Raw genomic sequence first — 25,630 nt, 5'->3', positions numbered from 1 at the left:
AAGCCATACAAATATCGGGCGTACCCTGGTGTTCGCCGAAGAATCGAAGTCGTAGGGAGCCGGACGTGTCCGCTGTCGCACCCGACGGACGCAAGATGCTGCGTCTGGAGGTCCGGAACAGCCAGACCCCCATCGAGCGCAAGCCCGAGTGGATCAAGACTCGGGCGAAGATGGGCCCCGAATACACCAAGATGCAGGCCCTGGTGAAGGCCGAAGGACTGCACACGGTGTGCCAGGAGGCTGGCTGTCCCAACATCTACGAATGCTGGGAGGACCGCGAGGCCACCTTCCTCATCGGCGGTGACCAGTGCACGAGGCGCTGTGACTTCTGCCAGATCGACACGGGCAAGCCCGAGGCCCTGGACCGTGACGAGCCGCGCCGCGTGGGCGAGTCCGTCGTCACCATGGACCTGAACTACGCCACCATCACGGGCGTCGCACGCGACGACCTGGAGGACGGCGGCGCCTGGCTGTACGCGGAGACGGTCCGCCAGATCCACCAGCAGACGGCCGGCCGCGAGCTGGGCCGCACCAAGGTGGAGCTGCTCGCCCCGGACTTCAACGCGGTCCCCGAGCTGCTGGACGTCGTCTTCGAGTCCCGCCCCGAGGTCTTCGCGCACAACGTGGAGACGGTGCCGCGCATCTTCAAGCGCATCCGCCCCGGCTTCCGCTACGAGCGTTCGCTGGACGTCATCACCAGGGCGCGCGCGGCCGGGCTGATCACCAAGTCGAACCTGATCCTCGGCATGGGCGAGACCCGTGAAGAGGTCAGCGAGGCGCTGCGCGACCTGCACGAGGCGGGCTGCGAGCTCATCACGATCACGCAGTACCTGCGGCCCTCGCCGCGGCACCACCCCGTCGAGCGCTGGGTGAAGCCGATGGAGTTCGTCGAACTGAAGGACGAGGCCGACGCGATCGGCTACTCCGGTGTGATGTCCGGGCCGCTGGTCCGGTCCTCGTACCGCGCGGGCCGTCTCTACGGCCAGGCGATGGAACGGCGCGGGGCGCAGACCGCCGCGGCCGGGACCGTGTGAATCGACTCACAAGCAGTTACTGACAAGTAGTGGCCGTAATGACGCGGTCCGTACGAATGCCGCAGGTCGGGGCGTCGTACGGGCCGCGTCAACGTTTTCGCCCGTACCGTCAAGGTTTCATCGGTGTTTGACCAGTCGGTCACGCGCTGGTAACACCAAGCAGTGACCCTGGCTTTACGCACCGCAGTTACGCCGTTACCGCCACCCGCCGTTGCTACGAGGGGGACCCCCGACATGCAGGCCGTACGCGCCAACGCCCTCCCGTCCGTCACCGACGCACTGCGCGCCGTCGAGTCGCTACTGATGGGCACCGGGCAGCGCACCGCACGCCGGAACGCCTGGACCGCCGTGCTGGAGGACCGCCGCCGGGCGAAGGACCGGGTCGAGACTCAGCACGTACTGGAGGCCGTGTCCGCTCGTACGTCCTAGGCAACGTAAACTTTCTCGCATGGCGAGGAAGGAACGCGCAGCGAACGCGGACACTGCGAACCCCGGGCGACTCAAGCAGATTGCCCTGACGTACAAGATGACGCGGCGGAACGACCCCAAGGTGGGTCTGATCGTCGCGGGCGTGGGCATCGTCGTATTCGGTGTCCTCCTCGGCCTCGGCTTCCTGATCGGTCACCCGGTCTACCTGGGCATTCTCGGCTTCCTGCTGGCGTTCCTGGCGATGGCGATCATCTTCGGACGCCGCGCCGAGCGCGCTGCCTTCGGGCAGATGGAGGGACAGCCGGGAGCCGCGGCGGCCGTGCTGGACAACGTCGGACGCGGCTGGACGACGACTCCGGCCGTCGCGATGAACCGCAACCAGGACGTCGTGCACCGGGCGGTCGGCAAGGCCGGCATCGTCCTGGTCGCCGAGGGCAACCCGAACCGGCTGAAGACGCTGCTCGCGGCCGAGAAGAAGAAGATGGCCCGCATCGTCGGCGGCGAGGTCCCGGTCACCGACATCATCGTCGGCAACGGCGAGGACCAGGTGCCGCTGAAGAAGGTCCGCACCAGGATGCTCAAGCTGCCCCGCACCCTCACGGGCCCGCAGGTCACCGCGACCAACGACCGGCTGCGCGCGATGGGCGACCTGATGAGCAACATGCCGGTCCCCAAGGGCCCGATGCCCGGCACCAAGGGCATGAAGATGCCGCGCGGCCGCTGACCCCGCCCCTCCCCGTTCCTTCTACGCAGAAGACGGCCCCGGAACCTTCGAGGTTCCGGGGCCGTCCTGCGTTCCGTGCCGTACGGGCTCCTACAGGCGCACCTGTACGGCGCGGGCCAGCCGGTCGTGCAGGCCGCGGCCGTCGCGGTCCCAGATCAGCGCCGGGATCGCCAGGCAGAGCAGCACGCTGCGCACCACGGCCCAGCCGAAGCCGAGCCGCCCGCCGTGCTCGGAGACGACCCGCACGCCGAAGATGCGCTTGCCGGGGGTGAAGCCCAGGGTGCCGACGGTCAGTACGTGCAGCACCAGGAAGATGCCGAGCGCGTAGTTGCCAGCCGCCTGCGAGTCGCCGCGGGCGAAGAGCCCGTACGCGATGAGCAGGCAGAGCGCCCAGTCGACGAAGAGGGCGCCGAACCGGCGGCCCAGCGGAGCCACCGAGCCGGGGCCCTCGGGGGGCAGGCCGAGGCGCTTGCCCCGGTGCCCGAAGTCGGCGCCCATCTCTTCGGCCGCCGCGCGCGGCCCGGAGAGCCACGATCCGATTGCTTGCCTGTTGTCCACCCGTCAAAGGTACTGCGCCCCCCTTCGTCCCGGTCCGGCCGGGGCAGCGTCGAACGGGCTCCCGGGCGGAGCCTTAGCGGCTCGACGGGGCACTGTCGCACCGGGCTGGTTAACTTGGGCGAAACAAATGGGTCATGCTGGAGAAATCCCGTCTGCCTATGGTCGACGCCAGCGTGTGCCACCGCACTGGCCCGCATGTAGACCCGCAGAGATAGCGGCAACCCCGTCCGGCCCCGGGCGGGAGTAGGAGGAGCTGGATGTTCGGGAACGCCGACGAAGCCAAGAAGTTCATCGCGGACGAGGACGTCAAGTTCGTGGACGTCCGGTTCTGCGACCTGCCGGGCGTGATGCAGCACTTCACGATCCCCGCGGCGGCCTTCGACCCGGACGAGGAGCTGGCCTTCGACGGTTCGTCGATCCGTGGCTTCCAGGCCATCCACGAGTCCGACATGGCGCTGCGCGCCGACCTGTCGACGGCGCGGATCGACCCCTTCCGCCGCGACAAGACGCTCAACATCAACTTCTTCATCCACGACCCGATCACGGGCGAGCAGTACAGCCGCGACCCGCGCAACATCGCCAAGAAGGCCGAGGCCTACCTCGCCTCCACCGGCTTCGCCGACACCGCGTACTTCGGCCCCGAGGCCGAGTTCTACGTCTTCGACAGCGTCCGCTTCGCGACGTCCGCGAACGAGAGCTTCTACCACATCGACTCCGAGGCCGGCGCCTGGAACACCGGTGCGGTGGAGAACAACCGCGGCTACAAGGTCCGTTACAAGGGTGGCTACTTCCCCACTCCCCCGGTCGACCACTTCGCCGACCTCCGTGCCGAGATCTCCCTGGAGCTGGACAAGCACGGCCTCCAGGTCGAGCGCCAGCACCACGAGGTGGGCACCGCGGGCCAGGCCGAGATCAACTACAAGTTCAACACGCTGCTCGCCGCGGCCGACGACCTGATGCTCTTCAAGTACATCGTGAAGAACGTCGCCTGGAAGAACGGCAAGACCGCCACCTTCATGCCGAAGCCGATCTTCGGCGACAACGGCTCGGGCATGCACGTCCACCAGTCGCTGTGGCAGAACGGCATCCCGCTGTTCTACGACGAGCAGGGCTACGCGGGCCTCTCGGACATGGCCCGCTACTACATCGGCGGCATCCTCAAGCACGCCCCCTCGCTCCTCGCCTTCACCAACCCGACGGTGAACTCCTACCACCGCCTGGTCCCCGGCTTCGAGGCCCCGGTCAACATGGTGTACTCGCAGCGCAACCGCTCCGCCGCGATGCGCATCCCGATCACGGGCTCCAACCCGAAGGCCAAGCGCGTCGAGTTCCGCGCACCGGACCCGTCCTCCAACCCGTACCTGGCCTTCTCGGCGCTGCTGATGGCCGGCCTGGACGGCGTCAAGAACAAGATCGAGCCCCCGGAGCCGATCGACAAGGACCTCTACGAGCTGGCCCCCGAGGAGCACGCGGGCGTCCAGCAGGTCCCGACCTCGCTCCCGGCCGTCCTCGACGCCCTGGAGGCCGACCACGAGTACCTCCTGGCCGGCGGTGTCTTCACCCCCGACCTGATCGAGACGTGGATCGACTACAAGCGCACGCAGGAGATCGCCCCGATCCAGCTGCGCCCGCACCCGCACGAGTTCGAGCTGTACTTCGACCTCTAGGCCGGCTGCTTCGCACGGAGCCCCGCCACCGCCCTTCCGGGCGGTGGCGGGGCTCTTTCGCTTGCCTGCGTGTCACTTCGTACGGGAGAAGTGGCGGGCGCCGGGTGCAAGGGTGGCGGCCGCGGGGGCGAGGAAGCAGAGGAAGGCGCAGGTGAGGAGGGTGGGGGTGGGGCCGAAGGTGGTGACGGCGGGGGCGATGAGGGCGAGGCCCAGGGGGGCCAGGCCGTAGGAGAGGAGGAAGTCGAGGGAGGAGACTCGGGCCAGTTTGTCGGGGGCGACCTCGCGCTGGGTGGCGGTGAACCAGGGGACGTTGAAGAGTTCGATGCCGACGCCCGCGAGGACGTACGCGCCGATGACGACGGCGGGGTGTACGGGCAGGGCCAGGCCGAGCGGGGCGAAGCCGTAGCAGGCCAGGCCGAGGAGGGCCGCGCGGCCCTGGGAGCGGGGGCGCCAGCGGGCCATCAGCAGGGCGCCGCCGAGGGCGCCGAGCGTGTAGGCGGTCATGGCGGCGGCCAGGACGATCTCGGTGCCGTAGCGGTCGCGGCTGATCAGCGGCAGGGCCACGCCGGTGGCGGAGTACCCGGTGGCGATGACGGTGGTGAGCGCGCCGAGTCCGGCCAGGAACCAGGGGTGCCGACGGGCCTCGCGCAGCCCGTCGATGAACTCGGCTCGGAGGGAGGGGCGCGGGGCGGGGAGCGATTCGGGGCGCGAGTCGGGGCGCGAGGCGGCTGCTTCGTCGTCCTGTGACGTGGGCTTCGCGCTTTCGGCGGATGCCTTTCCGGGGCTGCCGCGGCCCGGGACCAGTGCGGCGGTCAGCCAGAGCAGGCCGATGCCCAGGAGCAGGGTCGCGGTGTCGAGGAACACCGCGAGCAGCGCGGTCAGGGCCGGTCCTGTCAGGGTGGTGACGCGTACGGACAGGGTCATCGCCGCATTGGCCTGCTGGCGCTGCGACGGCGCGACGACCTCGGCGGTGAGCGCCTGGAAGGCGGGGCGGCAGGCACCCTGACCCGCGCCGGCCAGCGCCGCGGCGACCGCCATCAGCAGGAGCGAACGGCCGAGTCCGGCCGCCAGCAGGGGCGCCGCGACCCCGGCCGCGAGGGCGGCCCACAGGACGACGCCGCGCCGGGTGTGGCGGTCGGCGAGGACGCCGCCGACCGCCACGGCTATCAGGAATCCGGCGGTACGGGCGGCCAGGAGCAGGCCCAGGGCCGCCGGAGTGAGGGTGCGGTCGAGGACGGCGAGACCGAGCACGAAGGGCAGGGCCCAGGTCGCGAGACCGGAGGCGGTGGTGCCGGTCCACAGCCGCAGGAAGCGCGCGTCGAGGAGGACGGACCGGGCGGGGGGCTCACCGGCGGGGGGCTCACCGACGGACGGCTTCTCGGCAGGCTTCTCGGCGGGCTTCTCGGCAGGCTTCTCGGCGGAGGGCGGCCCTTCAGCGGGGGGTTCACCCGCAGGCGGTTCTTCGGCGGAGGGCGCGCCGGGGGGCGGTCCCTCGGCAGGGGGCCCGCCGGCACGGGACACCTCGGCAGAGGACCCACCGGCACGGGACACCTCGGCAGGCGCCCCCTCCGCAAGGGGGTCGCCAAGGGGCTCTCCCGCGGGCGGCTGTGGCTGTGGTTCCGGGTTCGGAGCGGGGCGGTGGGGGTGAGAGGTCGTCACTGGGTGTGAACTCCTGGGATTTCATTGTCTCTCAACTCACCTCGGGTGGAGGGGAGTTGGAGCGGCAGGTCGGGGCGCGGGCAGGGGTGCCCGGCCTTGGGGGCTAGCTTAATGAAAATGATTACCGTTACAGTAGCGCTCGTTCCGGGCCGCGTCAGCACCTGAGTGCGGTTCCGATCTCCTGCCATCACTGCCCCGGAGGACTCATGTCCCGTTCCGTCCGGGTCGGCGCCGTCGCGCTGACCCTCTCCCTCGCCGTCGTCGGCTGTGCCGGTCCGACGACGACCTCCGCGCCGCAGCCGGCTGCCGACGGCAAGGCCGTGGAGGTCACCAGTTGCGGACGGCAGCTGTCGTTCGAGGGGGCGCCGAAACGTGCCGTCACGCTCGACCAGTCCGCGACGGAGGTGCTGCTGGAGCTCGGACTCCAGGACCGGATGGCGGGCACGTCCAACCTCAAGACGAAGATCGCGCCCGAGTACCGGGAGGCGTACGGGAAGGTGCCCGTGCTCAGCCCGAAGCTGCTCGGCGGCGAGCAACTGCGGGCCGCCGACCCCGACTTGGTGGTGGCCGGGTTCAACGACCACTTCACCAAGGACCGGACGGGGACGCGGGAGGAGCTGGCGGCGCTGGGGCTGCCTTCGTTCCTGAGCGCGGTCGACTGCCCGAAGCAGAACGCCGCCGGGAAGTCCCCCTTCGATCTGCTGCTGGAGGACTACCGGAACCTCGGGAAGGTCTTCGGCGTCGAGGAGCGCGCCGAGAAGCTCGTACGGGAACAGCGGGCCGTGCTCGACAGAGCGGCGAAGGACTCGGCCGGGGTGCGGGGCGCACCGCGCGTGGTGTGGGTGTACTCGGTGTACGGCGACGCTCCGTACGTCGCCGGGAAGACCGCCATGGCCAGTGAGATGAGCCGGATCGCCGGAGCGAAGAACGCCTTCGACGACCTCGACGAGGACTGGCCGTCCGTCACCTGGGAGGAGGTGGCCAAGCGGAACCCGGACTTCATCGTGGTCGGTGATCTGTCGGAGCGCGGCAAGCCGGGCGACAGCGCGGCGGACAAGCTGGCGGCGATACGCGGCAATCCGGTGATGGCGCAGTTGGCCGCGGTGCGCGAGAAGCGCTTCATCACGGTCCCGGGGACGGAGATGGACCCCTCGGTGCGGACCGTGGACGCGCTGCCCCGGCTGACTGCGGGGATGAAGGCGCTGGGTCATGCCGGGCGGTAGCAGTACGAGCGGAGCGACGGCGGCGGTCGATCTGCTGGATCCGGCGGCCCGGGAGCTGCCGGAGCCTGCGGAGGTGCCTGCCCGGGAGGAGTCGACGGTCGGCGCCCGGCCCCGTACCGTGCGCGCGGTCGTGCTGTTCGCGGTCGCGTCCGCCGTGCTGCTGGGGTCGGTCGCGGTGTCCGTGCGGATCGGGTCGACCGAGGTCGGCTACGGGGATCTGGCGCGGTCCCTCGGTGCCCGGCTGGGGATCGGGGCGGGCGGCGAGCCGGTGCCGAGACTGCTGGACTCCCTGATCTGGGACCTGCGGGTGCCCCGGGTGCTGCTGGCCGCGCTGGTCGGGGCGGCGCTCGCGGTGTGCGGGGCGGTGCTGCAGGCCGTGACGCGCAACGCTCTCGCCGATCCGTATCTGCTCGGGGTGTCGTCGGGGGCGTCGACCGGGGCCGTGGTGGTCGTGGTGTTCGGGTACGGGGCGCAGGCGCTCGGGGTGACCGGCGGGGCCTTCGTGGGGGCGCTGTTGTCGTTCGGGCTGCTGATGCTGCTGCTCAGGCGCAGCGGGCTCGACTCGGTGCGGATCGTACTGACGGGCGTGGTGGTGGCGCAGTTGTTCACGGCGCTGACCTCGCTGGTGCTGATGGCGTCGGGGGACGCGGACATCGCCCGGGCGATCACGCAGTGGCTGCTGGGGTCGATGGCTTCGGCGCGGTGGGACTCGGTGCTGGTGTGTGCGGTGGTGACGGCCGTCGGGTTCGCGGTGGTGTGGGCCAACTCCGGTGCGCTGGACGGGTTCTCGTTCGGTGCGGACACCGCGTCGTCGCTGGGCGTGGAGGTGCGGCGGACGCGGTGGGTGCTGCTGGTGGTGACCTCGCTGATGGCGGCGGTCGCGGTCGCGGCGGTGGGGGCGATCGGGTTCGTCGGGCTGATCGTGCCGCACGGGGTGCGGTTCCTGGTGGGGCCGCTGCACCGGATGCTGCTGCCGTTCTCGGCGGTGGCCGGGGCGGTGTTCCTGGTGTGGACGGATGCGGCCGCGCGGGTGGCGTTCGCACCGCAGGAGGTGCCGGTGGGGGTGTTCACGGCGCTGCTCGGGGTGCCGCTGTTCCTGCTGGTGCTGCGGAGAAGGGGAGAGCTGTGAGGATCGGCGCACAGGGGCTGACCTGGTCGGTGGGCGGCAAGGCGGTGGTGCGGGACGTCTCGTTGGAGGTCGCACCCGGTGAGACGGTCGCGCTGATCGGACCGAACGGGTCGGGCAAGTCGTCACTGCTGCGCTGTCTGGCCGGGCTCCGTGCACCGGACGCCGGCTGCGTCGCGTACGACGGCCGGGACGTACGGGGCTGGAGCGCGCGGCGCGTCGCACGGCAGGTCGCCTTCGTCGAGCAGGCCGTGGACGTGGAGAGCGAGCTGCGGGTGGCGGAGGTGGTCGGGCTCGGCCGGACCCCCTTCCGCAGCCGGTGGGGCGGGGCGGGCGCGACGGATCTCGCGGTGGTGGCGGCGGCCCTGGAGCGGGTCGGTCTCACGGAGCTCGCGGACCGGGAGTGGAAGGCGCTCTCCGGGGGCGAGCGGCAGCGGGCCCATCTGGCGCGGGCGCTGGCGCAGCGGCCGTACGCGATCCTCCTCGACGAGCCGACCAACCACCTCGATGTGAAGCACCAGTTGGAGCTGATGGAGCTGCTGTCAGCGAGCGGTCAGACGGTGCTGGTGGCGCTGCACGACCTGTCGCTGGCCGCCCGGTACTGCGACCGGCTGCTGCTGATGAAGGACGGCCGGCTCGTCGCGGCGGGGACGCCCGCCGACGTACTGACGAGGCCGCTGCTCGCGGAGGTCTTCGAGGTGGAGGCAGAGGTGGGGCCGGACGCGCTGGGCCACTTCGCGGTCGCCTACCGGGGGCCGGTGCGCGACGACAGAGACGACATGACTGATCGAGTGAACGAGGAGAAGGAGGCGTCATGGACGTGATCGGGAGTACGGGTACGGGTACGGAAGTACTTCTCGCGGAGGTGCTGGCCGGTGAACACGGGCCGCTGCCCGAGGAGTTGACGGCCACCAGTGTGTTCTGGGCGCATCACGGGACCCGGCTGGCGGGCGGCAGCACCACCTATCTCAACCAGTACGTACTGGTGCGGGTGGGCGGGGCCTTCGGGGCCTGCGCCTTCGAGGCGGCCGAGCTGGACCCGGGGATCTGCGGTGCGCTGTCGGGGAGTTCGCTGGGGACGCTGTTGCGCGATCCGTCCCGGCCGGTGCGGATCGCCGCACTGGACGCGTATCTGGCGGCGGTCCGGCCGCACCGGGACGCGGGCGCGGAGGCGGTACTGCTGCCGACCGGGCCGCCGGAGGTGCGTGCGGTGGCCCGCGACGCGGCGATCGCCGGGCTCCTGGACGTCCCGCAGGGCGCCGGGGTCGCTCTGATCGGAGTGGTCAACCCGCTGGTCGCGGCGATCCGGGAGCGCGGCGGGGTGCCGCTGCTGTGCGATCTGAACCTGCGTACGACGCAGTGGGGCGACCCGGTGGCCCGGGACATGGCCGAGGTGCTGGACACGGCGGACGCGGTGGTGGCCACCGGGATGACCCTGAGCAACGGCTCGTTCGACACGATCCTGGCCAGGTGCCGGGAGCGGGGCGTGCCGCTGGTGGTGTACGCGCAGACCGGGAGCGCGGTGGCGCGGGCGTTCCTGGGGGCGGGGGTGAGCGCGGTGTCGGCGGAGCCGTTCCCGTTCTCTCAGTTCAGCGCGGAGGAGACGGTGCTGTACCGGTACCGGGCCGGTGGGGCGGGTGAGGTCGCGTGAGAGGCGTCCGCGCTGCTCCCCTGTTCCGTACGGGGACGGGGCACGCGTCCTGTCATCACGGCGAGATCCTCCAGGGCGTCTTCCGGGACGCGGAGGGGCACGGCTGCGCCGGGCTGGTGACGCTCCCGATGCACGGGCCGGGCAGTCCGGGCAGCCGGGCGGTGTTCGTGCCGCGCCCCGGCACGCGGCCCGGGGAGGTGACGGTGGAACCCGCCGGGCGGACGAAGGCCCGTCGGGCGGCGGCCCTGATGGCCGAGGAGTGCCGGAACAGGGCCCGTGTGCCGGTCTGCGGAGGCGGGTTGAGGCTGACCGGCGACCTCCCCGTGGGTCTGGGGATGGGCTCGTCCAGCAGCGACGTGATCGCGGCGCTGCGGGCCGTCGCGGACGCCTTCGGGGTACGCCCGCACCCCGGGACGCTCGCCCGGCTCGCGGTGCGGGCGGAGGAGGCGTGCGATCCGCTGATGCTGGACGGCGGGCGGGCTGCACTGTTCGCCCAGCGGGAGGGGCGGGTGCTGGAGGTGTTCGGCGGGGCGCTGCCGCCGGTGGTCGTCGTCGGCTGCGCGCTGGGCGGCGGCAGACCGGTGGACACCCTGGCGCTGCCCGCGCCGCGCACCGCGTCCGTCGCCGAGCTGGACACGTACGCCCGGTTGCGGGAGATGCTGCGGCGGGCGGTGCGGGCCGGTGATCCGGTGCTGCTCGGCCGGGTCGCCACCGAGAGTGCCCGGCTCGGCCAACGGCGGTTGCGGCACCCGGAGTTCGGAGCTCTGGAGGCGGCGCTGGAGGAGACCGCCGGGCGGGCCGGCGCCGTCGGGGTGCAGATCGCACACAGCGGCAGCGTCGCAGGACTGTTGGTCGACCCGGCGGGCGGCGGGCTGCGCCGCCGGGTGCGGGAGTGCGTACGGGTACTGGGCGGGCTGGGCCTCCCGGCCGTCCGGGTGTTCGCGACGTACCCACCCTTCGTCCCCCATCCCCCGTTCTCCCCGTTCACCCCGTTCACCCCCTTCACCTCTTTGGCCCCGACTGCCCCTTCCCCCTCTTCCCTCCCCTTCGAGGAGTTGTCACATGGACACGCACATAGCGGATTCGATCGGCCGCCCGGATCTGGTCCGGCTCGACGAGGGGCTGCTCTGCCTGCGCTTTGAGACCATGAAGGTGGTCTCCGCCCTGGCCGCCGTACGCCATCTGCTCGACACCGGGGCGGTACGGCGCGGGGACACGCTGGTGGACAGTTCCAGCGGGATCTACGCGTACGCGCTGGCGCTGGCCTGCCACCGGTACGGGATGCGCTGCCTCATCGTCGGCTCGTCGACGGTGGACCGCACGCTCCGCACCCAACTGGAGGTGCTGGGCGTGGAGTTGGAGCAGATGGAACCGTGCGACGACCTCAAGCTCGACCAGAAGCGGCGGGTCGCGCGGATCGCCGAGATACTGCGCGACCACCCCTCGTACCACTGGATGCGGCAGTACCACGACGACATCCACTACCTCGGCTACCGCGCGGTCGCCGACCTGGTCCGCAGCAGGACGGACACCCGGCGGCTCACCCTGGTCGGCGGGGTGGGGTCGGGGGCGTCGACGGGGGCGCTGGCCCGGTACCTGCGGGAGAGCGGGCCCGGGGTACGGCTGGTCGGCGTGCAGCCGTACGGCAGCGTCACCTTCGGCAGCGAGCAGGTGGCCGATCCGGAGATCATCATCGCCGGGATCGGCAGCTCGATCCCCTTCGGGAACGTGGCGCACGCGCAGTACGACACGGTGCACTGGATGTCCTTCGACACGGCCCTGTCGGGGAGCGTCGACCTGCTGAGGCGGCACGCGGTGTTCGCCGGTCTCTCCACCGGGGCCGGGTATCTGGCCGCCCGCTGGGAGCGGGGGCTCGAACCGGACCGGACCGTACTGTTCCTGGCGGCCGACACCGGCCACCGGTACGCCGAATCGGTCTTCGCCCGGCACCGCGAGGCACGGCCGGTCGAGGACCTGGCACCGCGCGCGGTCACCTGCACCGGGGAGCTGGCGCTGCCGTGGTCGCGGATGAGCTGGGGGCGGGCGGGGGCGCCGGAGGGCGCGGTGGCGTGAGCAACGCGGCAGGCGGGGCGGGCCCGAAGGGGACCGCCCCGCCTTTTGTCGACTGCTCCGTCGCTCTGTCGCTCTGTCGCTCTGTCGCTCTGTCGCTCCGTTGCTCCGTTGCTCTGTTGCTCTGGCGCTCCGTTGCTCCGTGCCCGGCCGGCTCGGACCCGGGCGGCTCGGCCCGGCTAGCTCAGCTCGTCGCGGATGAGCTCGCGGACCAGGCGGCAGGTGATGTTGGACGGCGGGTGGATGCCCACGCGTGCGGCCGTGGCGCGGATCTTGCGGTTGGTCGCCTTCTCGGGGACGTAGACCCCGGTGTCCATCAGGGCTATCGCCAGGCGCATGGCCTTGAGGCGGCGGTTGTGGGAGATGTACCACTCGCGCGGCCGGCCGGCCGGGAGGGGCTTCTTGCGGAGCGGTTGCGGCGCCTTGCCCCGGCCGGTCTTCGGCTTGTGGGGGTGGGCGTTGGTCATCAGTGCGGCAGCGGTCACGGGCATCCTCCTGAGGCGGTCGCTGACCCTCTCGGACGCTTCCCATTTTACTGGGCACCACTGACAATCGGCCCTGGCCAGAGGCTGTTTGAGCCCGGTGGGCGATGGGGCTGGGGGTACCGTTGGGTCCATGGAGATCTGGATCAATCCCGCGTGTTCGAAGTGCCGCTCGGCGGTGCGGCTGCTGGACGAGGAGGGCGCCGAGTACACCGTGCGGCGCTACCTCGACGACGTACCGGACGAGAGCGAGATCCGGGAGGTGCTGGGGCGGCTCGGGCTTGAGCCGTGGGACATCACCCGGACCCAGGAGGCCGCGGCCAAGGAGCTGGGCGTACGGGAGTGGCCGCGGGACGCGGCGGCGCGGGACCGGTGGATCGCCGCGCTCGCCGCGCACCCGAAGCTGATCCAGCGGCCGATCATCACGGCCGACGACGGGACGGCCGTGGTGGGGCGTACGGACGAGGCGGTACGGGACGCCATGGGGCGGCTCGGCGGCTGAGGAACGCGGAACGGCTCGGCCGCCGAGGAACGCGGAGCGGCTCGATCAGGGGGCGGGGGTCGCGGTCAGCGCCGCTTCCGCCTGTGTCAGGAGCTCCGTGACGTGGAGGCCGAAGCGGGCGTCGCAGGGGTGCGGGGTGCCGGTGCGGGCCGCTTCCAGGAGAGCTCCGATCGCCGTGCCGAAGGAGTCCACGCCCGCTCCCCACGGTCCCGGCAGGGAGTGCACGCCGGCGGTGCCGCGGAGTTCGATGTCGACGCCGGACGCCTCGGGCGGCGCGGTCAGGCTGAGGGTGGTGGCGCTGGAGGCGCCGGAGGCGTGGCGGAGCGTGAGGTGGACGGTGTCGCCGGGGCCGGGGGCGGCGGTCAGGTCCGTGACGTCACCGAGGGTCGGGAGGAGTACGGAGAGGGCGTGCGGGCCGACGTCCCAGAGGGCGCCCTTCTCGGCCCGCCACGGGGAGTCCAGGTACGGGCCTTCGGCGCCGGGCCAGAAGACGGCGCCGAGCCAGTGCGCGCGGGCGGTGAACCAGCCCTCGGTGGCGGTCTGTTCGGCGATCCAGGCGGTGGTGCCGGCGGCGAAGCGGAGGGTGAAGAAGACGACGGAGGCGACGCCTGCGGTCTCGGCGGCCTCCGCGACCTGACGGGCGCCCTCCACCGTGGTGGCCACCGGCTTGTCGAGGAGGAGGTGGCAGCCGGCCTGCGCGGCGCGGACGGCGAGGGGGGCCTGGATGTCCGGGGGGAGGGCGATCGCGACGGCGTCGCAGGCGGCGAAGAGGGCGTCGACGTCGTCGTAGGCGGTGGTGGAGTGCGCTTCGGCGATCTTGGCGGCGGCTTCGGGGCGGCGGCCCCATACGCCGACGAAGTCGACTTCGGGGTGGGCGGCGAGGGCGGGGGCGTGGGTGCGGTCGGCCCAGGGGCCGGTGCCGAGGAGGCCGATTCGGGTGGGGCGGGTCGTCTGCATGGGGTCAGTCTGCCGGGGCGAGGGGCGGGGGCGAGCGTGGGCCGGAGCGAGGGGGTGCGCTCCGCGTGGGGGCCGCCCCCTTGCCCACCCGTCCCGCCCCCGGGGGGCGGCCCCGCTGCCCAAGGGGGCTAGGGGTCGGCGGCGTCAGCCGCTCACGGGGGCTCGGGGGCAGGTATTTAGGGGCGCGGGGAACTGCGCGATCAGCCACGGCGCACCCGCACGTACAACCCACCCGCTCCCACCCCTCCCCCGCCCGCCGCCGCAGGCACCGGTGCGATGTAGGTCACGTGGGCCCGGAGGCCAGGTAACACGGGGTTCACACATGGGCAACGGACGGGAAATGGCGGGTTGCCAGGCTGCCGACCATCCCCGCAGCCGCGTAGAACCCGCAAAGGATGGCGTCCGTGACGTTCAAGGCCGAGTACATCTGGATCGACGGCACCGAGCCGACCGCGAAGCTCCGCTCGAAGACGAAGATCCTGGCGGACGGAGCCGCCCTGCCGATCTGGGGCTTCGACGGGTCGAGCACCAACCAGGCCCAGGGGCACGCCTCGGACCTCGTACTGAACCCGGTGTTCTCCTGCCCGGACCCGATCCGCGGCGGCAACGACATCCTCGTCATGTGCGAGGTGCTGAACATCGACATGACGCCGCACTCCTCCAACACGCGTGCCGAACTGCGGCCGCTCGCCGAGCAGTTCGCGGGCCAGGAGCCGATCTTCGGCATCGAGCAGGAGTACACCTTCTTCGAGGGCGAGCGCCCGCTCGGCTTCCCGGCGGGCGGCTTCCCGGCCGCTCAGGGCGGCTACTACTGCGGTGTCGGCGCCGACGAGATCTTCGGCCGCGAGATCGTCGAGAAGCACCTCGACCACTGTCTGGCGGCGGGGCTCGGGATCTCCGGCATCAACGCCGAGGTCATGCCGGGGCAGTGGGAGTTCCAGGTGGGCCCGCTGGCCCCGCTGGAGGTCTCCGACCAGCTGTGGATCGCGCGCTGGCTGCTCTACCGCACCGCCGAGGACTTCGGGGTGTCGGCCACCCTGGACCCGAAGCCCGTCAAGGGCGACTGGAACGGCGCCGGCGCACACACCAACTTCTCCACGAAGGCGATGCGGGAGGGGTACGACGCGATCATCAGGGCGTGCGAGTCGCTGGGTGAGGGGTCGAAGCCGATGGACCACGTCAAGAACTACGGGGCGGGCATCGACGACCGTCTGACCGGTCTGCACGAGACCGCTCCCTGGAACGAGTACAGCTACGGCGTCTCCGACCGCGGCGCATCGGTCCGCATCCCGTGGCAGGTCGGCCAGGAGAAGAAGGGCTACATCGAGGACCGCCGTCCGAACGCGAACGTCGACCCGTACGTCGTGACCCGGCTGATCGTGGACACGTGCTGCACGGCGCTGGAGAAGGCCGGACAGGTCTGACAGCACTGCTGAATCCGCTTGTCCGGAGGGGGCGTTCACCGGTTGGGGCCGGTGGTCGCCCCCTCCGGCACGTCCGTTGTCAGTGGCGTGTGCCAGCCTGAATCCATGTCCGACATCCTCGACATCAGCGTCAAGACCGAGTCCGGGGCGGTGGAGGAGCACCTCACCGCCGACCGGCTCACCGCGCTCGTCCACCGCATCGGCGGGGACGACGACCACTTCCTCGTGGTCCGCCGCATACCGGCGGACCCGGCTTCGTTCGTGCAGGTCTGGCACGACGACGGCGGGGCGTTCGAGGTGGAGCACCGCGACGGCGGCCCCGAGCGGCACTTCGCCGCGTCCCTGGCCGACGTCCGGGCCGTGGCCGACGTCCTGTGCGGCTGGGCGCGCGGGGAGCGGGGCTGGGGCACGGGGATTCCGTGGGAGCAGCAGGACCACACCCCTCCCCCGCCGGACCCCGAGCCGATCCCCGAGCTTCCCGACGAACTGCGCGCGGAGGTCGAGGAGTACGCGGCCGAGCTGGTCGACGGCGGATACGAGAGCCGTACGGAGATCGCCCGGGACGTGCACGAGACGTACGAGGACGACGGCCTGTCGTATCCGCAGACCTGGCTCGTCGTGGACCGGCTGTGGAATGCGCGGCTCGCCGAGCAGGAGGAGTGGGAGGGGCGGACCGACCCCGAGCGGGTCGGCGAGGCGTTCGCCGCGCTCGGCCGGGCCGGCATCACCGCCAGGGAGCACTTCGCCTGCTGCCGTGCGTGCGGGCTGGCGGAGATCGGTGCGGCGGGAGCAGAGGGGGCGGAGAGCGAGGGAGAAGGGGCCGGGGAAGCGCGCGGCTTTGTGTTCTTCCACACGCAGGGCACGGCCGTCGCCGTGGCGGGCGGCGGACTCTCCCTGTACTACGGCGGGTTCGCGAAGTCCCCCGAAGTCACGGCGGCCGTCGGCCGGGAGGTCGTGGCAGCACTGGCCGAAGCGGGCCTGACGGTGGAGTGGGACGGGTCGCCCGACAAGTCGATCCTGCTGCCCGAACTGGAGTGGCGGAAGCGACTGGTGGACTGATCTGCACAGGGGGCGCACAGGGGCATCACAGGTCCTGGGTCGATGAGACCCTCCTGCAGCCCTCGTACACATGCTTCAATGGGGCGCATGAACGGATTCCAGAACACCACCGCTACGGGTCGCTTCGACCTGGAGCCGTTCTGGCCTTCCCGTCAGCACCACGACTTCGACCGGGTCTGTTGTCGCGCGACGAACGCGCGGACCCTCTAAAGCCGTTCCCGGCCTCCCGACAGCAGCGCACGACAGCATCGGGACTCGACCGACGGTCTTCGGTCCACGCGCACTCCGCAGGAAGCAGTACGCCGCCGCGCGGTTCTCCGCGGCGGCTTCCTCCGCGCGAAAGAGCTGACCAGCCATGGCGAACCCCACCCGTACCACGCACACCTTCTCCACCTCGTCCGTCGCGGCGAACGCCGTCCAGCGACGGGCCGTCCACGAACCGCTGCGGCCCCCCGCCCACCGGCTGCGGGCCGTCGACCGCGACGAGGTGGCCCCGGCGCCCGCCCCGCTGCTCCCCCTCCGGCCCGCCTTCGACGTCGCCGACTACCTTCCGCCGGGCGCCACTTGGCTGCCCGCCCCGCAGCACACTCTGCCCGCGCTGCCCGGCCGCCCGCCGATGGTCGGCTACCTGGTGCTCGTACCGGCGGACCAGCAGCAGGCGCCGCCCGCGCTGGTGCCGGAGGCGGGCCCCGCACCCGTACAGCACACCCAGCACGTTCAGCGCGCACCGCACCCGCAGCACACTCAGCACGCGCAGGACGGTGCGGTGCGGATCGACTCCTCGCGGCGGATCGTGGAGGTGGAGGGGCGGGCGCTTGACCTGACGTACCTGGAGTTCGAGCTGCTCGCGCACCTGGTCGCGCACCCCCACCGGGTGCACACCCGCGACCAGTTGGTGACCACGGTGTGGGGCTACGGGCACGTCGGCGACGGCCGCACCGTGGACGTGCACATCGCCAGGCTGCGCCGCAAGCTGGGCGCCGACCACCGGCGCAGCATCCAGACGGTCCGCCGGGTGGGCTACAAGTACGCGCCGTAGAACCCTGCGGGGCGGGTCCGGCCGCCAGAACCCCGCGGGGCCGGGTCCGGCGCCCGGTGGTGCTAGGTACACCCCGCTCCGGGTGCCCGGACCCAATGCCTCCACCCCTCCCCACCGGCGAGAATGTCGGGGTACTCGGCGCACGGGCCGCGGACGGAGAGGGACGAACCACCATGAATGCCACGAAGATACGCGCGTCGATCCAGGCCGGATTCCGCGGCCTCGGCCTGTCGGTCGCCACGATCGCCGTCTCGGTCACCCTCTTCACCCTCGCCCTCCTCTCGATCGCCTTCATCGGGCTCGGCATCGGCGTCTTCACCACACCGCACGTACTGGAGGCCGTCCGCAAGTGGGCGAACCGCCGACGGCTGCTGGCCGGCACCTGGTCGGACGTGCGGATCGCGATCCCGTACCGGCCGCTGCCCGCCGACGTGCGCACCGGCGTGACCGGGGTCGTCGAGCGGACCACGCTGATGCTGAAGGACCCGGCGACCTGGCGGGACATGCAGTGGCTGCTGGTCGACGCGGTCGCCGGGTTCGCCACCGCGATCTTCCCCGCGGTGCTGATCCTGTACCCGGTCGAGGGGGCCGTGATGGCGGCCGGTCTGTGGCGGGTGTTCCAGGACGGCGACCCGTACTGGTACGCCTTCATCCCGGTCACCAGCCAGACCACCGGGCTGCTGGCCGCCGGGCTCGGCGTGGTGATCCTCGCCGTCGGGCTCCGCTACAACACGACGCTGTTCCAGGCCCACTTCCGGCTCTGCAAGTTCTTCCTCGCCCCCACGAAGGAGGCGACGCTCGCCCAGCGGGTGGAGAAGCTGACCGAGACCCGGCACGACGCCCTGGACACCTCGGCCGCCGAGCTGCGCCGCATCGAGCGGGACCTGCACGACGGGGCGCAGGCCCGCCTGGTCGCCATGGGCATGAACCTGGGCACCATCGAGGCGCTCGTCGAGAAGGACCCGGCGAAGGCGAAGAAGCTGCTCGCCATGGCTCGCGAGTCGTCCGCCGAGGCCCTCACCGAGCTGCGCGACCTGGTCCGCGGCATCCACCCGCCGGTGCTCGCGGAGCGCGGCCTCGGCGACGCCGTGCGGGCGTTGGCGCTGCGGCTGCCGGTCGAGACGGAGGTCACGGTGGACCTGCCGGGGCGCTCCGAGGCACCGGTGGAGTCGGCGGCGTACTTCGCGATCAGCGAGGTGCTCACCAACGCGGTCAAGCACTCCGGCGCCGACCGCATCTGGGTCGACCTGCACCGTGCGGGCACGGGCACCGACGGCACGATCCGCGCCTCGGTCACCGACAACGGGCGGGGCGGGGCGAAGATCGGCGGCGGCTCCGGGCTGAGCGGGGTCGAGCGCCGACTCGGTACATTCGACGGTGTCCTGGCCGTCAGCAGTCCCGCGGGCGGTCCCACCATGGTGACCATGGAGATTCCTTGCGCGTCCTTCTAGCCGAAGACCTCTTTCTGCTCCGCGACGGCCTGGTCAGGATGCTCGAAGCGTTCGACTTCGAGGTCCTGGCCGCCGTCGAGACGGGGCCCGAACTGACCAAGGCATTCGCCGAGTTGGAGCCGGACGTCGCCGTCGTCGACGTCCGGCTTCCGCCGTCCCACACGGACGAGGGCCTGCAGTGCGCGCTGGCCGCCCGCCGGGCGAGACCAGGACTGCCCGTCCTCGTACTGTCGCAGCACGTCGAGCAGTTGTACGCGCGCGAGCTGCTCGCCGACGGGAACGGGGGCATCGGGTACCTCCTCAAGGACCGGGTGTTCGACGCCGAGCAGTTCGTCGACGCGGTGCGGCGGGTGGCGGCCGGCGGTACCGCGATGGACCCGCAGGTCATCCAGCAGCTGCTGTCGCGGCGGGCGCAGGACAAGCCGATAGGCCAGCTCACCCCGCGCGAGAAGGAGGTGATGGAGCTGATGGCGCAGGGCCGCTCCAACGCCGCCATCGCGGCCCAGCTGTTCGTCACGGAGCGGGCGGTGGCCAAACACACCTCCAACATCTTCGGGAAGCTGGACCTGCCGGTGTCCGACGACGACAACCGGCGGGTCCTCGCGGTGCTGGCCTACCTGGACCGCTAGCCGACAACCGGCAGCGGACCACCGGCACTGGGCCACCGGCAGCGGGCCACCGGCAGGCAACGGCCTCGCCCGCGAGGCCGTAAGGGCGACAATCGGCCAACTCGTGCATAACCTGTCTCCGGCGTGACCTGTACGTGACCTGTTCGGTAGGGGATTTCGGCGTGAGAGGGGCTGCCCGACGTGCATGACCGGTGGATGCGGAGGTCCATGGCCGTGACCGGCCTCCTGGCGCTGTTGTCACTGGCCACCGCGTGCGGCGGGCCGGTGGCGTCCGCGCCCCGGCTGGATCCGGGGGTGTCGCCCACACCGCAGAAGTCCGCCGCCGTGATCGACTATCCGCCGTTCATCGGGGTGCTGGTCGACGGCGACGAGCACTGGTGCACGGCGAGCGTCGTGGACAGCCCCAAGGGGAACGTCGTCGTCACCGCCGCCCACTGCGTGTACGAGGAGGAGGGCACGGCGGCGCGGAAGATCTCGTTCGCCCCCGGGTTCGCCGGCCAGGGCAAGGGCAAGCAGCCGTACGGGGCGTGGCAGATCAGGTCCGTGCAGGTCGACGACCGGTGGCAGGAGCAGGAGGACGACCCGTACGACTTCGCCTTCCTGACCCTGGAGCCCGATGCCCAGGGGCGCGAGGTCCAGGACGTCGTGGGCGCCGCGGGCCTCGACTGGGAGTCCGAGCCGCAGCGGCAGGTGACGGTGATCGGCTACCCGGAGCCGGACCACAACCCGGACAACCACCCGGTCACCTGCACCACCGACAGCAGGGTCGACAAGGACCTGCCCGGCATGGTGCAGATGCGCTGCGCGGGCTTCTGGAACGGGACCAGCGGCAGCCCCTGGCTCACCGACTACCGGGGCCCGGACAAGCCGGGCAAGCTCATCGGCGTGCTGAGCGGCGGCGACACCGACTCGGAGTCGACGGCCGCGCTTTTCGGGGCACCCGCACGGGCCCTTTATCAGCGGGCACTGAAATCATGAGCGGGAATTCCGCGAATTGGTAGCTTGCTACGAAATCACGGTGCTGGTGGGGAACGACTGAACGCGGTGTTCCCCGCGTACGTATGGGACTTCGCCCGGAAGAAACCTCCGGCAGAAAGCGAAGGCCCTTCATGCAACACAAGCGTTCGAAATTGGCGAACAGGACGATCGCCGCCGGCGCCGCACTGATTCTCGGCGGGGGCGGAATGGTCGCACTGAACGTGCACGCCTCGGCCAACGAGGATCCGCCCGCCCGTGCTGCCTCACCTTCCGGACCCCGCATGGCGACCATCGGCTGCCCCGATGCCGCGGGCGCGCTCCCCGACGTGCCCGAGGGGGCGCGGCAGGAGGTCGACCGGGAGCTGGCCGCGATGGACAGTCAGATCACCGAGGCGTACCGGAAGTTCGCGGAGGCGCGGGGCGGGTCCCAGGACCAGAGCTCCGTGCTCGGGCCGCTCAAGGACGAGCGGGCCGCGTCCCTCGGCCGGATCGGCGACGCCGTGGAACGGCAGCCGGAGGCCGACCGCCCGCAGGGGCTCGACGCACTGGCACCGTGCACACTGCGGGCCGGTGAGCAGCAGGGCAACGGCCAGGACGGCGACGCCGACGGCGACCCGCAGGGCACCGCCCCCGACGGCAGCCGGCAGAGCGAGAACCGCGACGGCCAGCAGGGCGAGGATCCCGAAGGCAAGCAGGACAGGGATCCCGACGGCAAGCAGACCGGCGCCCCGCAGGGCAACGGCCCCTCGGCCTCCGACTTCGTCGACATCCGCTCCGTGCGCCCCAACGTCCCGCGCGTGCAGAACCGCCGCACCGCCTCGCGCGGCACCTTCACCACCGACTGCGGGCGCAACGAGAACGGCAAATTCAATCCGGACAATGTCATCGTCGCGCCCGGGGTGAGCAATGGCGCACACCATATGCACGACTACGTCGGCAATCAGGCCACCGATGCTTTCGCGAGCGACGACACACTCGCCGCCGGTGCGACCAGCTGCCGGAATCAGGGCGACAAATCCACGTACTACTGGCCCGTGCTGCGTCTGCAGAACGGAAAGGACGAGGCCGACGCCGGAGCGGACGGCGGCGGAAAGGACCAGAACACCGGCGAGATCCAGACCCCGTCCCGAGTCAGCCTCGATTTCGTCGGGAATCCGACCGGCCGGGTCACCGCGATGCCGCGCTTCCTGCGGATCATCACGGGCGACGCGAAGGCTTTCACCAACGGTGATGCCAACGCCAATGCGTCATGGAGCTGCACCGGGTTCGAGAACCGGCAGCTGAGGAACAAGTACCCGATCTGCCCGCGCGGCAGCCAGGTGGTGCGCACCTTCAAGTTCCAGAGCTGCTGGGACGGCAAGAACGCCGACAGCGCCAACCACCGCACCCATGTCGCGTTCGCCCGGTCCAACGGGGCGTGCGGGCTCGGCTTCCGGCCCATCCCGCAGCTCGTGCAGCGCGTCGTGTACGCGGTGCCGCCGGGGCCCGGATTCGCGGTCGACTCGTTCCCCGAGCAGTTGCACAAGCCGGAGACCGACCACGGCGACTTCATCAACGTCTTCGAGGAGAAGCTGATGCGACGGGTGGTGGACTGCATCAACGACGGCAGGCGCTGCCGGTAACAGCCGCCTGCCGACCCACACACCCCCGAGACCTGCGCGGTCAGCTCCCGTGACGACCGTGAGGACCCCCCGTGTGCCCTTCCCCGCTCCCCGAGTGGTGCACGCCGGTCGTCACCGTCCCCCCGAGCCGGCCGCGCAGCGCCGTGACCACCGCCTCGTCCCCTGCCGCGACCCACTTGCGGCCGACGAGATAGCTGCCGCCGTAGTCGTCCGCCCCGTCGAGCCACTCCTGTCTGCCCCGGTCGGTGGCGAACGTCGCCAGGACGTAACTCCCGCTCTGCGTACGACAGTTGGCCTGCCGGATCTCCGCCGCTTGGGTCCCGATGTCCGGTACGCAGCCCGCCTTCGCCGCCAGTTCCTCCAGGGTTCCGGCCGCCTCTTCCGGTTCCGGCGGCGATCCGCCGCAGCCCGTCACCAGAACCAGCGCGACCAGAGCACCCGCCACTCGCCTGTGCATCCGCACATCGTGGCGCCCCGCCGCCCCGCCCGTGCCGGAACCGTCATATCTGACACCCCCGTTACGCCCCATGCGCGATCATGCCCCCATGCACTTCCCGGACCTTCCCGTGCTCGCCCCCGCCTACGTCGGCGGCGTGCAGCTCGGCGCCCTGGCCGCCCACCGCCATCTGCCCGCCGCCGAGCGCCAGGACTTCCTGCGCGGCTGCTCCACCAACGTCGACCAGCTCGCGGCGGGCCGCTGGGACACCCTGCTGACCAGCGCGGTCGTCGTCGAGGAGCCGATGCCGCTGCCGTACGTACTGCTGCTCCTCGCCGTCCTCGGGTACGCCGAGTACGCGTACGGCGCGTGGTGGGCGGCCGGGGTCTTCCTGCTCGGGCACAGCGCCGCGTCGCTCCTCGTGTACGGCGGGCTGCGCGCCACCGGCGCCGACGCGGCGACCCGCCGTGCCGTGGACGTCGGCACCAGCTACGGCTTCAACACCGTCCTCGGCGCGCTCACCGCCGCCGTACCCAACGGCCCGCTGCGGTTCGCCGCCCGCGCGGGGCTGCTCGTGCTCGGGGCCCGCCCCCTGCTCAACCGCGACCGCCCGACCTTCACGGACGTGGGCCACTTCGCCGCGCTCGCGCTCGGCATCGGGCTCGGATCGGCGGTCGCCGGGCCCCGCCGGGCCGCCTGACGGCAGGCCACGTACGGTGGCGGGGAAACCCCTCACCAGCAGCAGGAGCCCCACCGCCATGACCGCACTCGCGTCCACCACCGTCGCCAATCTCCGCGACCTCGGCGGCCTCCCGCTGTCCGGCGGGCGCACCGTCCGCCCCGGCCTCGTCCTGCGGGCCGGGCAGCTGGACCGGATGGACCCGGCCGCCGACCCGGTCCTGGCCGGCCTGGCGATACGTACGATCGTGGACTTCCGCAGCGACGCCGAGCGGGCCGACCACCCGGACCGGGTGCCGGCCGGGGCCCGGCTGGTCGTCGCGGACGCGCTCGCCGACACGATCCGCTCCGCCGTCGCGCGCGGCGACTCCGACGACAGGCCGGCCGCCGCCCAGCTGGGGCACATCCTGTCCGACCCGGCGCTGGCCGAGGAGCACCTGGGCGGCGGCCGGGCCCAGGCCCTGTTCGCCCAGACCTACCGCGCGCTGGTGTCGTCCGGCTCGGCGGTCGTCGCGTACCGCAGCTTCCTGACCGAGCTGGCGGCGCCGGACGCCGGGCCGCTGCTCTTCCACTGCACGGCGGGCAAGGACCGCACCGGGTGGGCGGCGACGATCGTGCTGACCCTGCTGGGGGCCGACCCGGAGACCGTCGAGAGCGAGTACCTGTCGGTCAACCCGGCGGTGCGGGCCGCTTTCGCGCCGCTCATCGAGGGGTTCGTCGCGAAGGGCGGCGACCCGGAGATCGCGCAGGCCGTCATCGGCGTCGTACCGGAGTACCTGGAGACGGCGCTGGCCGAGGTGAACGAGAGGTTCGGCTCGATGGAGGCGTACGTACGGGACGGGCTCGGTGTCCCCGACGAGGCCGTGGCCCGCATCCGCGAGCGCCTCACCCAGGGCTGACGGGCCCGGACAGCTCCTTCTCCAGCAGGGTCACCGCGTAGGAGGGGGCGCCGCCCGGGGCCTCCTTCGCCGTGTTCTCGCCGGTGACCCGGTAGCCCGCCGCCTCGTAGTACGTACGCAGCCGGGGGTTGTGGGACACGCAGTCCAGCCGGGCGAGCCCCCGGCCCGACTCCGCGATGCGGGACTCGGCGGCGGCCAGCAGCGCCCGGCCGAGCCCGGCCGGGGCGCTCGTGCGGTCGGTCATCAGCCGGTGGACGTAGCCCGCGACCGGCGGCTGCACGCCCCAGGCCCCCTCGTCCTCCCACCAGAGTTCGTACGCGCCCACCGCGCGCCCCGCCAGCTCGGCCAGCCAGACCTCTCCCTCGCGCATCCGCCGGGCGAAGTGGGCGGCGTCCTTCTGGCCCGGCCGCCACTGGTCGATCCCGTGCTGCTGCATCCAGCGCGCCGCTCCGTCGTGGAGACGCACGAGAGTGGAGAGGTCCGTGTCGTCGGCGGGGCGGAAGGTGAGGGACGCGGTCGTGTCGATCATGCGGAGTACGGTAACCGCCGCGTGAGCGGGGACCGCAGGGGGCACCCGACCCCTATGGAAGGCACCGACACGCGCGCGGACCGCACGGAAGAAGCGCCGGGTTCCGGGCCGCGGCCCGCCCCCGCCCGGCCGCCCCTCGGCCGCGTCCCCCTCTGGATCAAGATCCCCGGCGTGCTGCTGACCCTGGCGGCCGTCCTCCTGCTGGGCACCCGGCTGTTCCTGATCCCCGGCCTCGACGGCCTCTTCGGCACCGAGGCCAAGGACCGCACCGGACCCGCCGTCCTCAAGTCCCTCCAGGACATGAGCAGTTACGAGGCCGCTTCCGGAAACTTCCAGGTGGTGGTGGACCTGGAGAAGGACGCCAGGTTCCTGCCCGACGCGATCCGCGGCACCCGCACCCTGTACGTCGGCGCGGGCACCGTCGGCGGATCCGTGGCGCTGGGCGGGCTCGGCAAGGACGACGTGACGGTCAACGAGGACCGCACCGCCGCCACCGTCCGCCTCCCGCACGCCACGCTCGGCAGGCCCGCGCTGGACCCGGACCGTTCGTACGCCGTGTCCAAGCAGCGCGGTCTCCTCGACCGGCTCGGCGACTTCTTCTCCGACAACCCGAACGACGAGCGGGCCGTCCAGCAGTTGGCCGCCCGGCACATCGGCGAGGCGGCCAAGGACAGCGGACTGACCGCCCGCGCCGAGAAGAACACCACGAGCATGCTCCAGGGCCTGCTGCGCTCGCTGGGCTTCAAGGACGTGACGGTCACCTACAAGTGACGCCGCCAGTACGGGAGTTGCCTACCCTGGGTG

General features: G+C 71.8%; 28 protein-coding genes. 22 read left to right on the top strand and 6 right to left on the bottom strand.

Annotated elements, in window-relative coordinates; all coding sequences use genetic code 11:
• Positions 1–65 precede the first annotated feature (65 nt).
• The 3 genes from lipA to ACH4SP_RS16605 all read left to right on the top strand — a co-directional run bounded on the left by lipA (position 66) and on the right by ACH4SP_RS16605 (position 2,187).
• A complete protein-coding gene (lipA, locus tag ACH4SP_RS16615; protein WP_398415366.1) occupies positions 66–1,034 on the top strand; it encodes a lipoyl synthase in 969 nt (322 codons plus the stop codon).
• Between the two features lie 234 nt (positions 1,035–1,268).
• Entirely contained in the window at positions 1,269–1,463 is a 195-nt protein-coding gene (locus ACH4SP_RS16610; RefSeq protein WP_189821824.1) for a hypothetical protein, read from the top strand.
• 19 nt (positions 1,464–1,482) lie between these two features.
• On the top strand, positions 1,483–2,187 hold the full coding sequence (locus ACH4SP_RS16605) for a DUF4191 domain-containing protein (protein ID WP_398415363.1): 705 nt from the start codon (positions 1,483–1,485) through the stop codon (positions 2,185–2,187).
• Between the two features lie 90 nt (positions 2,188–2,277).
• Here the strand turns inward: ACH4SP_RS16605 and ACH4SP_RS16600 are convergent, their stop codons facing one another.
• Entirely contained in the window at positions 2,278–2,745 is a 468-nt protein-coding gene (locus ACH4SP_RS16600) for an RDD family protein (RefSeq protein ID WP_398415362.1), read from the bottom strand.
• Positions 2,746–3,002: 257 nt separating this feature from the next.
• Between ACH4SP_RS16600 and glnA the strand changes: the two genes are divergently transcribed.
• Positions 3,003–4,412 (top strand): type I glutamate--ammonia ligase, encoded by a 1,410-nt coding sequence (gene glnA / locus ACH4SP_RS16595; protein ID WP_398415360.1) that lies wholly within the window; start codon positions 3,003–3,005, stop codon positions 4,410–4,412.
• A 72-nt stretch (positions 4,413–4,484) separates the two neighbouring features.
• Here the strand turns inward: glnA and ACH4SP_RS16590 are convergent, their stop codons facing one another.
• Positions 4,485–5,720, bottom strand: coding sequence for an MFS transporter (locus tag ACH4SP_RS16590; protein WP_398416278.1), 1,236 nt, complete (start codon positions 5,718–5,720; stop codon positions 4,485–4,487).
• 557 nt (positions 5,721–6,277) lie between these two features.
• Here ACH4SP_RS16590 and ACH4SP_RS16585 point away from each other — a divergent pair.
• Genes ACH4SP_RS16585 through ACH4SP_RS16560 form a run of 6 tightly spaced genes read left to right on the top strand, consistent with a single transcriptional unit; the run spans position 6,278 to position 12,144 of the window.
• A complete protein-coding gene (locus ACH4SP_RS16585; RefSeq protein WP_398415358.1) occupies positions 6,278–7,294 on the top strand; it encodes an ABC transporter substrate-binding protein in 1,017 nt (338 codons plus the stop codon).
• The gene (locus ACH4SP_RS16580; RefSeq protein ID WP_398415356.1) at positions 7,281–8,423 is read left to right on the top strand and encodes a FecCD family ABC transporter permease; all 1,143 of its coding nucleotides are present in this window, start codon (positions 7,281–7,283) and stop codon (positions 8,421–8,423) included. The genes ACH4SP_RS16585 and ACH4SP_RS16580 overlap by 14 nt, the downstream gene beginning before the upstream one ends.
• Positions 8,420–9,244, top strand: coding sequence for an ABC transporter ATP-binding protein (locus ACH4SP_RS16575; protein ID WP_398415354.1), 825 nt, complete (start codon positions 8,420–8,422; stop codon positions 9,242–9,244). The genes ACH4SP_RS16580 and ACH4SP_RS16575 overlap by 4 nt, the downstream gene beginning before the upstream one ends.
• Entirely contained in the window at positions 9,235–10,071 is an 837-nt protein-coding gene (locus tag ACH4SP_RS16570; RefSeq protein WP_398415351.1) for a Rossmann-like domain-containing protein, read from the top strand. The genes ACH4SP_RS16575 and ACH4SP_RS16570 overlap by 10 nt, the downstream gene beginning before the upstream one ends.
• The gene (locus ACH4SP_RS16565) at positions 10,068–11,213 is read left to right on the top strand and encodes a GHMP kinase (RefSeq protein ID WP_398415349.1); all 1,146 of its coding nucleotides are present in this window, start codon (positions 10,068–10,070) and stop codon (positions 11,211–11,213) included. The genes ACH4SP_RS16570 and ACH4SP_RS16565 overlap by 4 nt, the downstream gene beginning before the upstream one ends.
• Positions 11,134–12,144 carry a pyridoxal-phosphate dependent enzyme gene (locus tag ACH4SP_RS16560; RefSeq protein ID WP_398415348.1) on the top strand — a complete coding sequence of 337 codons (1,011 nt, stop codon included), beginning with the start codon at positions 11,134–11,136 and terminating at the stop codon, positions 12,142–12,144. The genes ACH4SP_RS16565 and ACH4SP_RS16560 overlap by 80 nt, the downstream gene beginning before the upstream one ends.
• 176 nt (positions 12,145–12,320) lie before the next feature.
• Here ACH4SP_RS16560 and ACH4SP_RS16555 read toward each other — a convergent pair whose 3' ends face one another.
• Entirely contained in the window at positions 12,321–12,608 is a 288-nt protein-coding gene (locus tag ACH4SP_RS16555) for a hypothetical protein (RefSeq protein WP_398416276.1), read from the bottom strand.
• 148 nt (positions 12,609–12,756) lie between these two features.
• Here ACH4SP_RS16555 and ACH4SP_RS16550 point away from each other — a divergent pair, with 148 nt between their 5' ends.
• Positions 12,757–13,125, top strand: a complete 369-nt coding sequence (locus ACH4SP_RS16550; RefSeq protein WP_398415346.1) for an arsenate reductase family protein — start codon at positions 12,757–12,759, stop codon at positions 13,123–13,125.
• Positions 13,126–13,170: 45 nt separating this feature from the next.
• Here ACH4SP_RS16550 and ACH4SP_RS16545 read toward each other — a convergent pair whose 3' ends face one another.
• Positions 13,171–14,082, bottom strand: a complete 912-nt coding sequence (locus ACH4SP_RS16545; protein ID WP_398415344.1) for a Gfo/Idh/MocA family protein — start codon at positions 14,080–14,082, stop codon at positions 13,171–13,173.
• A gap of 404 nt (positions 14,083–14,486) precedes the next feature.
• On the opposite strand from ACH4SP_RS16545, the gene glnII reads away from it, so the two are divergent.
• The 8 genes from glnII to ACH4SP_RS16505 all read left to right on the top strand — a co-directional run bounded on the left by glnII (position 14,487) and on the right by ACH4SP_RS16505 (position 22,284).
• The gene (gene glnII / locus ACH4SP_RS16540; RefSeq protein WP_398415342.1) at positions 14,487–15,506 is read left to right on the top strand and encodes a glutamine synthetase; all 1,020 of its coding nucleotides are present in this window, start codon (positions 14,487–14,489) and stop codon (positions 15,504–15,506) included.
• A gap of 105 nt (positions 15,507–15,611) precedes the next feature.
• Entirely contained in the window at positions 15,612–16,565 is a 954-nt protein-coding gene (locus ACH4SP_RS16535; protein ID WP_398415340.1) for a DUF6891 domain-containing protein, read from the top strand.
• Positions 16,566–16,652: 87 nt separating this feature from the next.
• Positions 16,653–16,775 (top strand): hypothetical protein, encoded by a 123-nt coding sequence (locus tag ACH4SP_RS16530; RefSeq protein ID WP_398415338.1) that lies wholly within the window; start codon positions 16,653–16,655, stop codon positions 16,773–16,775.
• Between the two features lie 145 nt (positions 16,776–16,920).
• Positions 16,921–17,604, top strand: coding sequence for a winged helix-turn-helix domain-containing protein (locus ACH4SP_RS16525; protein ID WP_398415336.1), 684 nt, complete (start codon positions 16,921–16,923; stop codon positions 17,602–17,604).
• 173 nt (positions 17,605–17,777) lie between these two features.
• Positions 17,778–19,055 carry a sensor histidine kinase gene (locus tag ACH4SP_RS16520; protein WP_398415334.1) on the top strand — a complete coding sequence of 426 codons (1,278 nt, stop codon included), beginning with the start codon at positions 17,778–17,780 and terminating at the stop codon, positions 19,053–19,055.
• Positions 19,040–19,684 (top strand): LuxR C-terminal-related transcriptional regulator, encoded by a 645-nt coding sequence (locus ACH4SP_RS16515; RefSeq protein WP_398415333.1) that lies wholly within the window; start codon positions 19,040–19,042, stop codon positions 19,682–19,684. The genes ACH4SP_RS16520 and ACH4SP_RS16515 overlap by 16 nt, the downstream gene beginning before the upstream one ends.
• Before the next feature lie 207 nt (positions 19,685–19,891).
• Positions 19,892–20,662, top strand: coding sequence for a trypsin-like serine peptidase (locus ACH4SP_RS16510; RefSeq protein WP_398415331.1), 771 nt, complete (start codon positions 19,892–19,894; stop codon positions 20,660–20,662).
• Between the two features lie 83 nt (positions 20,663–20,745).
• Positions 20,746–22,284 carry a DUF1996 domain-containing protein gene (locus tag ACH4SP_RS16505; RefSeq protein WP_398415328.1) on the top strand — a complete coding sequence of 513 codons (1,539 nt, stop codon included), beginning with the start codon at positions 20,746–20,748 and terminating at the stop codon, positions 22,282–22,284.
• A 40-nt stretch (positions 22,285–22,324) separates the two neighbouring features.
• Here the strand turns inward: ACH4SP_RS16505 and ACH4SP_RS16500 are convergent, their stop codons facing one another.
• On the bottom strand, positions 22,325–22,741 hold the full coding sequence (locus tag ACH4SP_RS16500; protein ID WP_398415326.1) for a hypothetical protein: 417 nt from the start codon (positions 22,739–22,741) through the stop codon (positions 22,325–22,327).
• An 88-nt stretch (positions 22,742–22,829) separates the two neighbouring features.
• Here ACH4SP_RS16500 and ACH4SP_RS16495 point away from each other — a divergent pair, with 88 nt between their 5' ends.
• A complete protein-coding gene (locus ACH4SP_RS16495) occupies positions 22,830–23,420 on the top strand; it encodes a rhomboid-like protein (protein ID WP_398415324.1) in 591 nt (196 codons plus the stop codon).
• A 58-nt stretch (positions 23,421–23,478) separates the two neighbouring features.
• On the top strand, positions 23,479–24,297 hold the full coding sequence (locus ACH4SP_RS16490; protein WP_398415322.1) for a tyrosine-protein phosphatase: 819 nt from the start codon (positions 23,479–23,481) through the stop codon (positions 24,295–24,297).
• On the opposite strand, the gene ACH4SP_RS16485 is transcribed toward ACH4SP_RS16490, so the two are convergent.
• Positions 24,284–24,826 (bottom strand): GNAT family N-acetyltransferase, encoded by a 543-nt coding sequence (locus ACH4SP_RS16485; protein ID WP_398415319.1) that lies wholly within the window; start codon positions 24,824–24,826, stop codon positions 24,284–24,286. The two genes, ACH4SP_RS16490 and ACH4SP_RS16485, sit on opposite strands and share 14 nt — an antisense overlap.
• A 54-nt stretch (positions 24,827–24,880) precedes the next feature.
• Between ACH4SP_RS16485 and ACH4SP_RS16480 the strand changes: the two genes are divergently transcribed.
• Complete coding sequence (locus tag ACH4SP_RS16480) at positions 24,881–25,597, top strand: DUF4230 domain-containing protein (RefSeq protein WP_398415318.1); 717 nt, start codon at positions 24,881–24,883, stop codon at positions 25,595–25,597.
• Positions 25,598–25,630 lie beyond the last annotated feature (33 nt).

The sequence above is a fragment of the Streptomyces sp. NPDC021093 genome, from assembly GCF_044333135.1.
Lineage (GTDB): Bacteria > Actinomycetota > Actinomycetes > Streptomycetales > Streptomycetaceae > Streptomyces.
Note: the sequence above shows the minus strand (reverse complement) of the source record. Positions and strands in the feature narration are given on the sequence as shown.

What these genes read in the sequence shown, in the direction of transcription:
- ACH4SP_RS16520 (WP_398415334.1), top strand. Translation starts at nt 17,778, where the DNA reads ATGAATGCCACGAAGATACGCGCGTCGATCCAGGCCGGATTCCGCGGC.
- ACH4SP_RS16525 (WP_398415336.1), top strand. Translation starts at nt 16,921, where the DNA reads ATGGCGAACCCCACCCGTACCACGCACACCTTCTCCACCTCGTCCGTC.
- ACH4SP_RS16580 (WP_398415356.1), top strand. Translation starts at nt 7,281, where the DNA reads ATGCCGGGCGGTAGCAGTACGAGCGGAGCGACGGCGGCGGTCGATCTG.
- ACH4SP_RS16605 (WP_398415363.1), top strand. Translation starts at nt 1,483, where the DNA reads ATGGCGAGGAAGGAACGCGCAGCGAACGCGGACACTGCGAACCCCGGG.
- ACH4SP_RS16530 (WP_398415338.1), top strand. Translation starts at nt 16,653, where the DNA reads ATGAACGGATTCCAGAACACCACCGCTACGGGTCGCTTCGACCTGGAG.
- ACH4SP_RS16505 (WP_398415328.1), top strand. Translation starts at nt 20,746, where the DNA reads ATGGGACTTCGCCCGGAAGAAACCTCCGGCAGAAAGCGAAGGCCCTTC.
- ACH4SP_RS16480 (WP_398415318.1), top strand. Translation starts at nt 24,881, where the DNA reads ATGGAAGGCACCGACACGCGCGCGGACCGCACGGAAGAAGCGCCGGGT.
- ACH4SP_RS16555 (WP_398416276.1), bottom strand. Translation starts at nt 12,608, where the DNA reads ATGACCAACGCCCACCCCCACAAGCCGAAGACCGGCCGGGGCAAGGCG.
- ACH4SP_RS16545 (WP_398415344.1), bottom strand. Translation starts at nt 14,082, where the DNA reads ATGCAGACGACCCGCCCCACCCGAATCGGCCTCCTCGGCACCGGCCCC.
- ACH4SP_RS16550 (WP_398415346.1), top strand. Translation starts at nt 12,757, where the DNA reads ATGGAGATCTGGATCAATCCCGCGTGTTCGAAGTGCCGCTCGGCGGTG.
- ACH4SP_RS16570 (WP_398415351.1), top strand. Translation starts at nt 9,235, where the DNA reads ATGGACGTGATCGGGAGTACGGGTACGGGTACGGAAGTACTTCTCGCG.
- ACH4SP_RS16500 (WP_398415326.1), bottom strand. Translation starts at nt 22,741, where the DNA reads ATGCACAGGCGAGTGGCGGGTGCTCTGGTCGCGCTGGTTCTGGTGACG.
- ACH4SP_RS16535 (WP_398415340.1), top strand. Translation starts at nt 15,612, where the DNA reads ATGTCCGACATCCTCGACATCAGCGTCAAGACCGAGTCCGGGGCGGTG.
- ACH4SP_RS16585 (WP_398415358.1), top strand. Translation starts at nt 6,278, where the DNA reads ATGTCCCGTTCCGTCCGGGTCGGCGCCGTCGCGCTGACCCTCTCCCTC.
- ACH4SP_RS16495 (WP_398415324.1), top strand. Translation starts at nt 22,830, where the DNA reads ATGCACTTCCCGGACCTTCCCGTGCTCGCCCCCGCCTACGTCGGCGGC.
- ACH4SP_RS16490 (WP_398415322.1), top strand. Translation starts at nt 23,479, where the DNA reads ATGACCGCACTCGCGTCCACCACCGTCGCCAATCTCCGCGACCTCGGC.
- ACH4SP_RS16560 (WP_398415348.1), top strand. Translation starts at nt 11,134, where the DNA reads ATGGACACGCACATAGCGGATTCGATCGGCCGCCCGGATCTGGTCCGG.
- glnA (WP_398415360.1), top strand. Translation starts at nt 3,003, where the DNA reads ATGTTCGGGAACGCCGACGAAGCCAAGAAGTTCATCGCGGACGAGGAC.
- ACH4SP_RS16485 (WP_398415319.1), bottom strand. Translation starts at nt 24,826, where the DNA reads ATGATCGACACGACCGCGTCCCTCACCTTCCGCCCCGCCGACGACACG.
- ACH4SP_RS16610 (WP_189821824.1), top strand. Translation starts at nt 1,269, where the DNA reads ATGCAGGCCGTACGCGCCAACGCCCTCCCGTCCGTCACCGACGCACTG.
- ACH4SP_RS16510 (WP_398415331.1), top strand. Translation starts at nt 19,892, where the DNA reads ATGGCCGTGACCGGCCTCCTGGCGCTGTTGTCACTGGCCACCGCGTGC.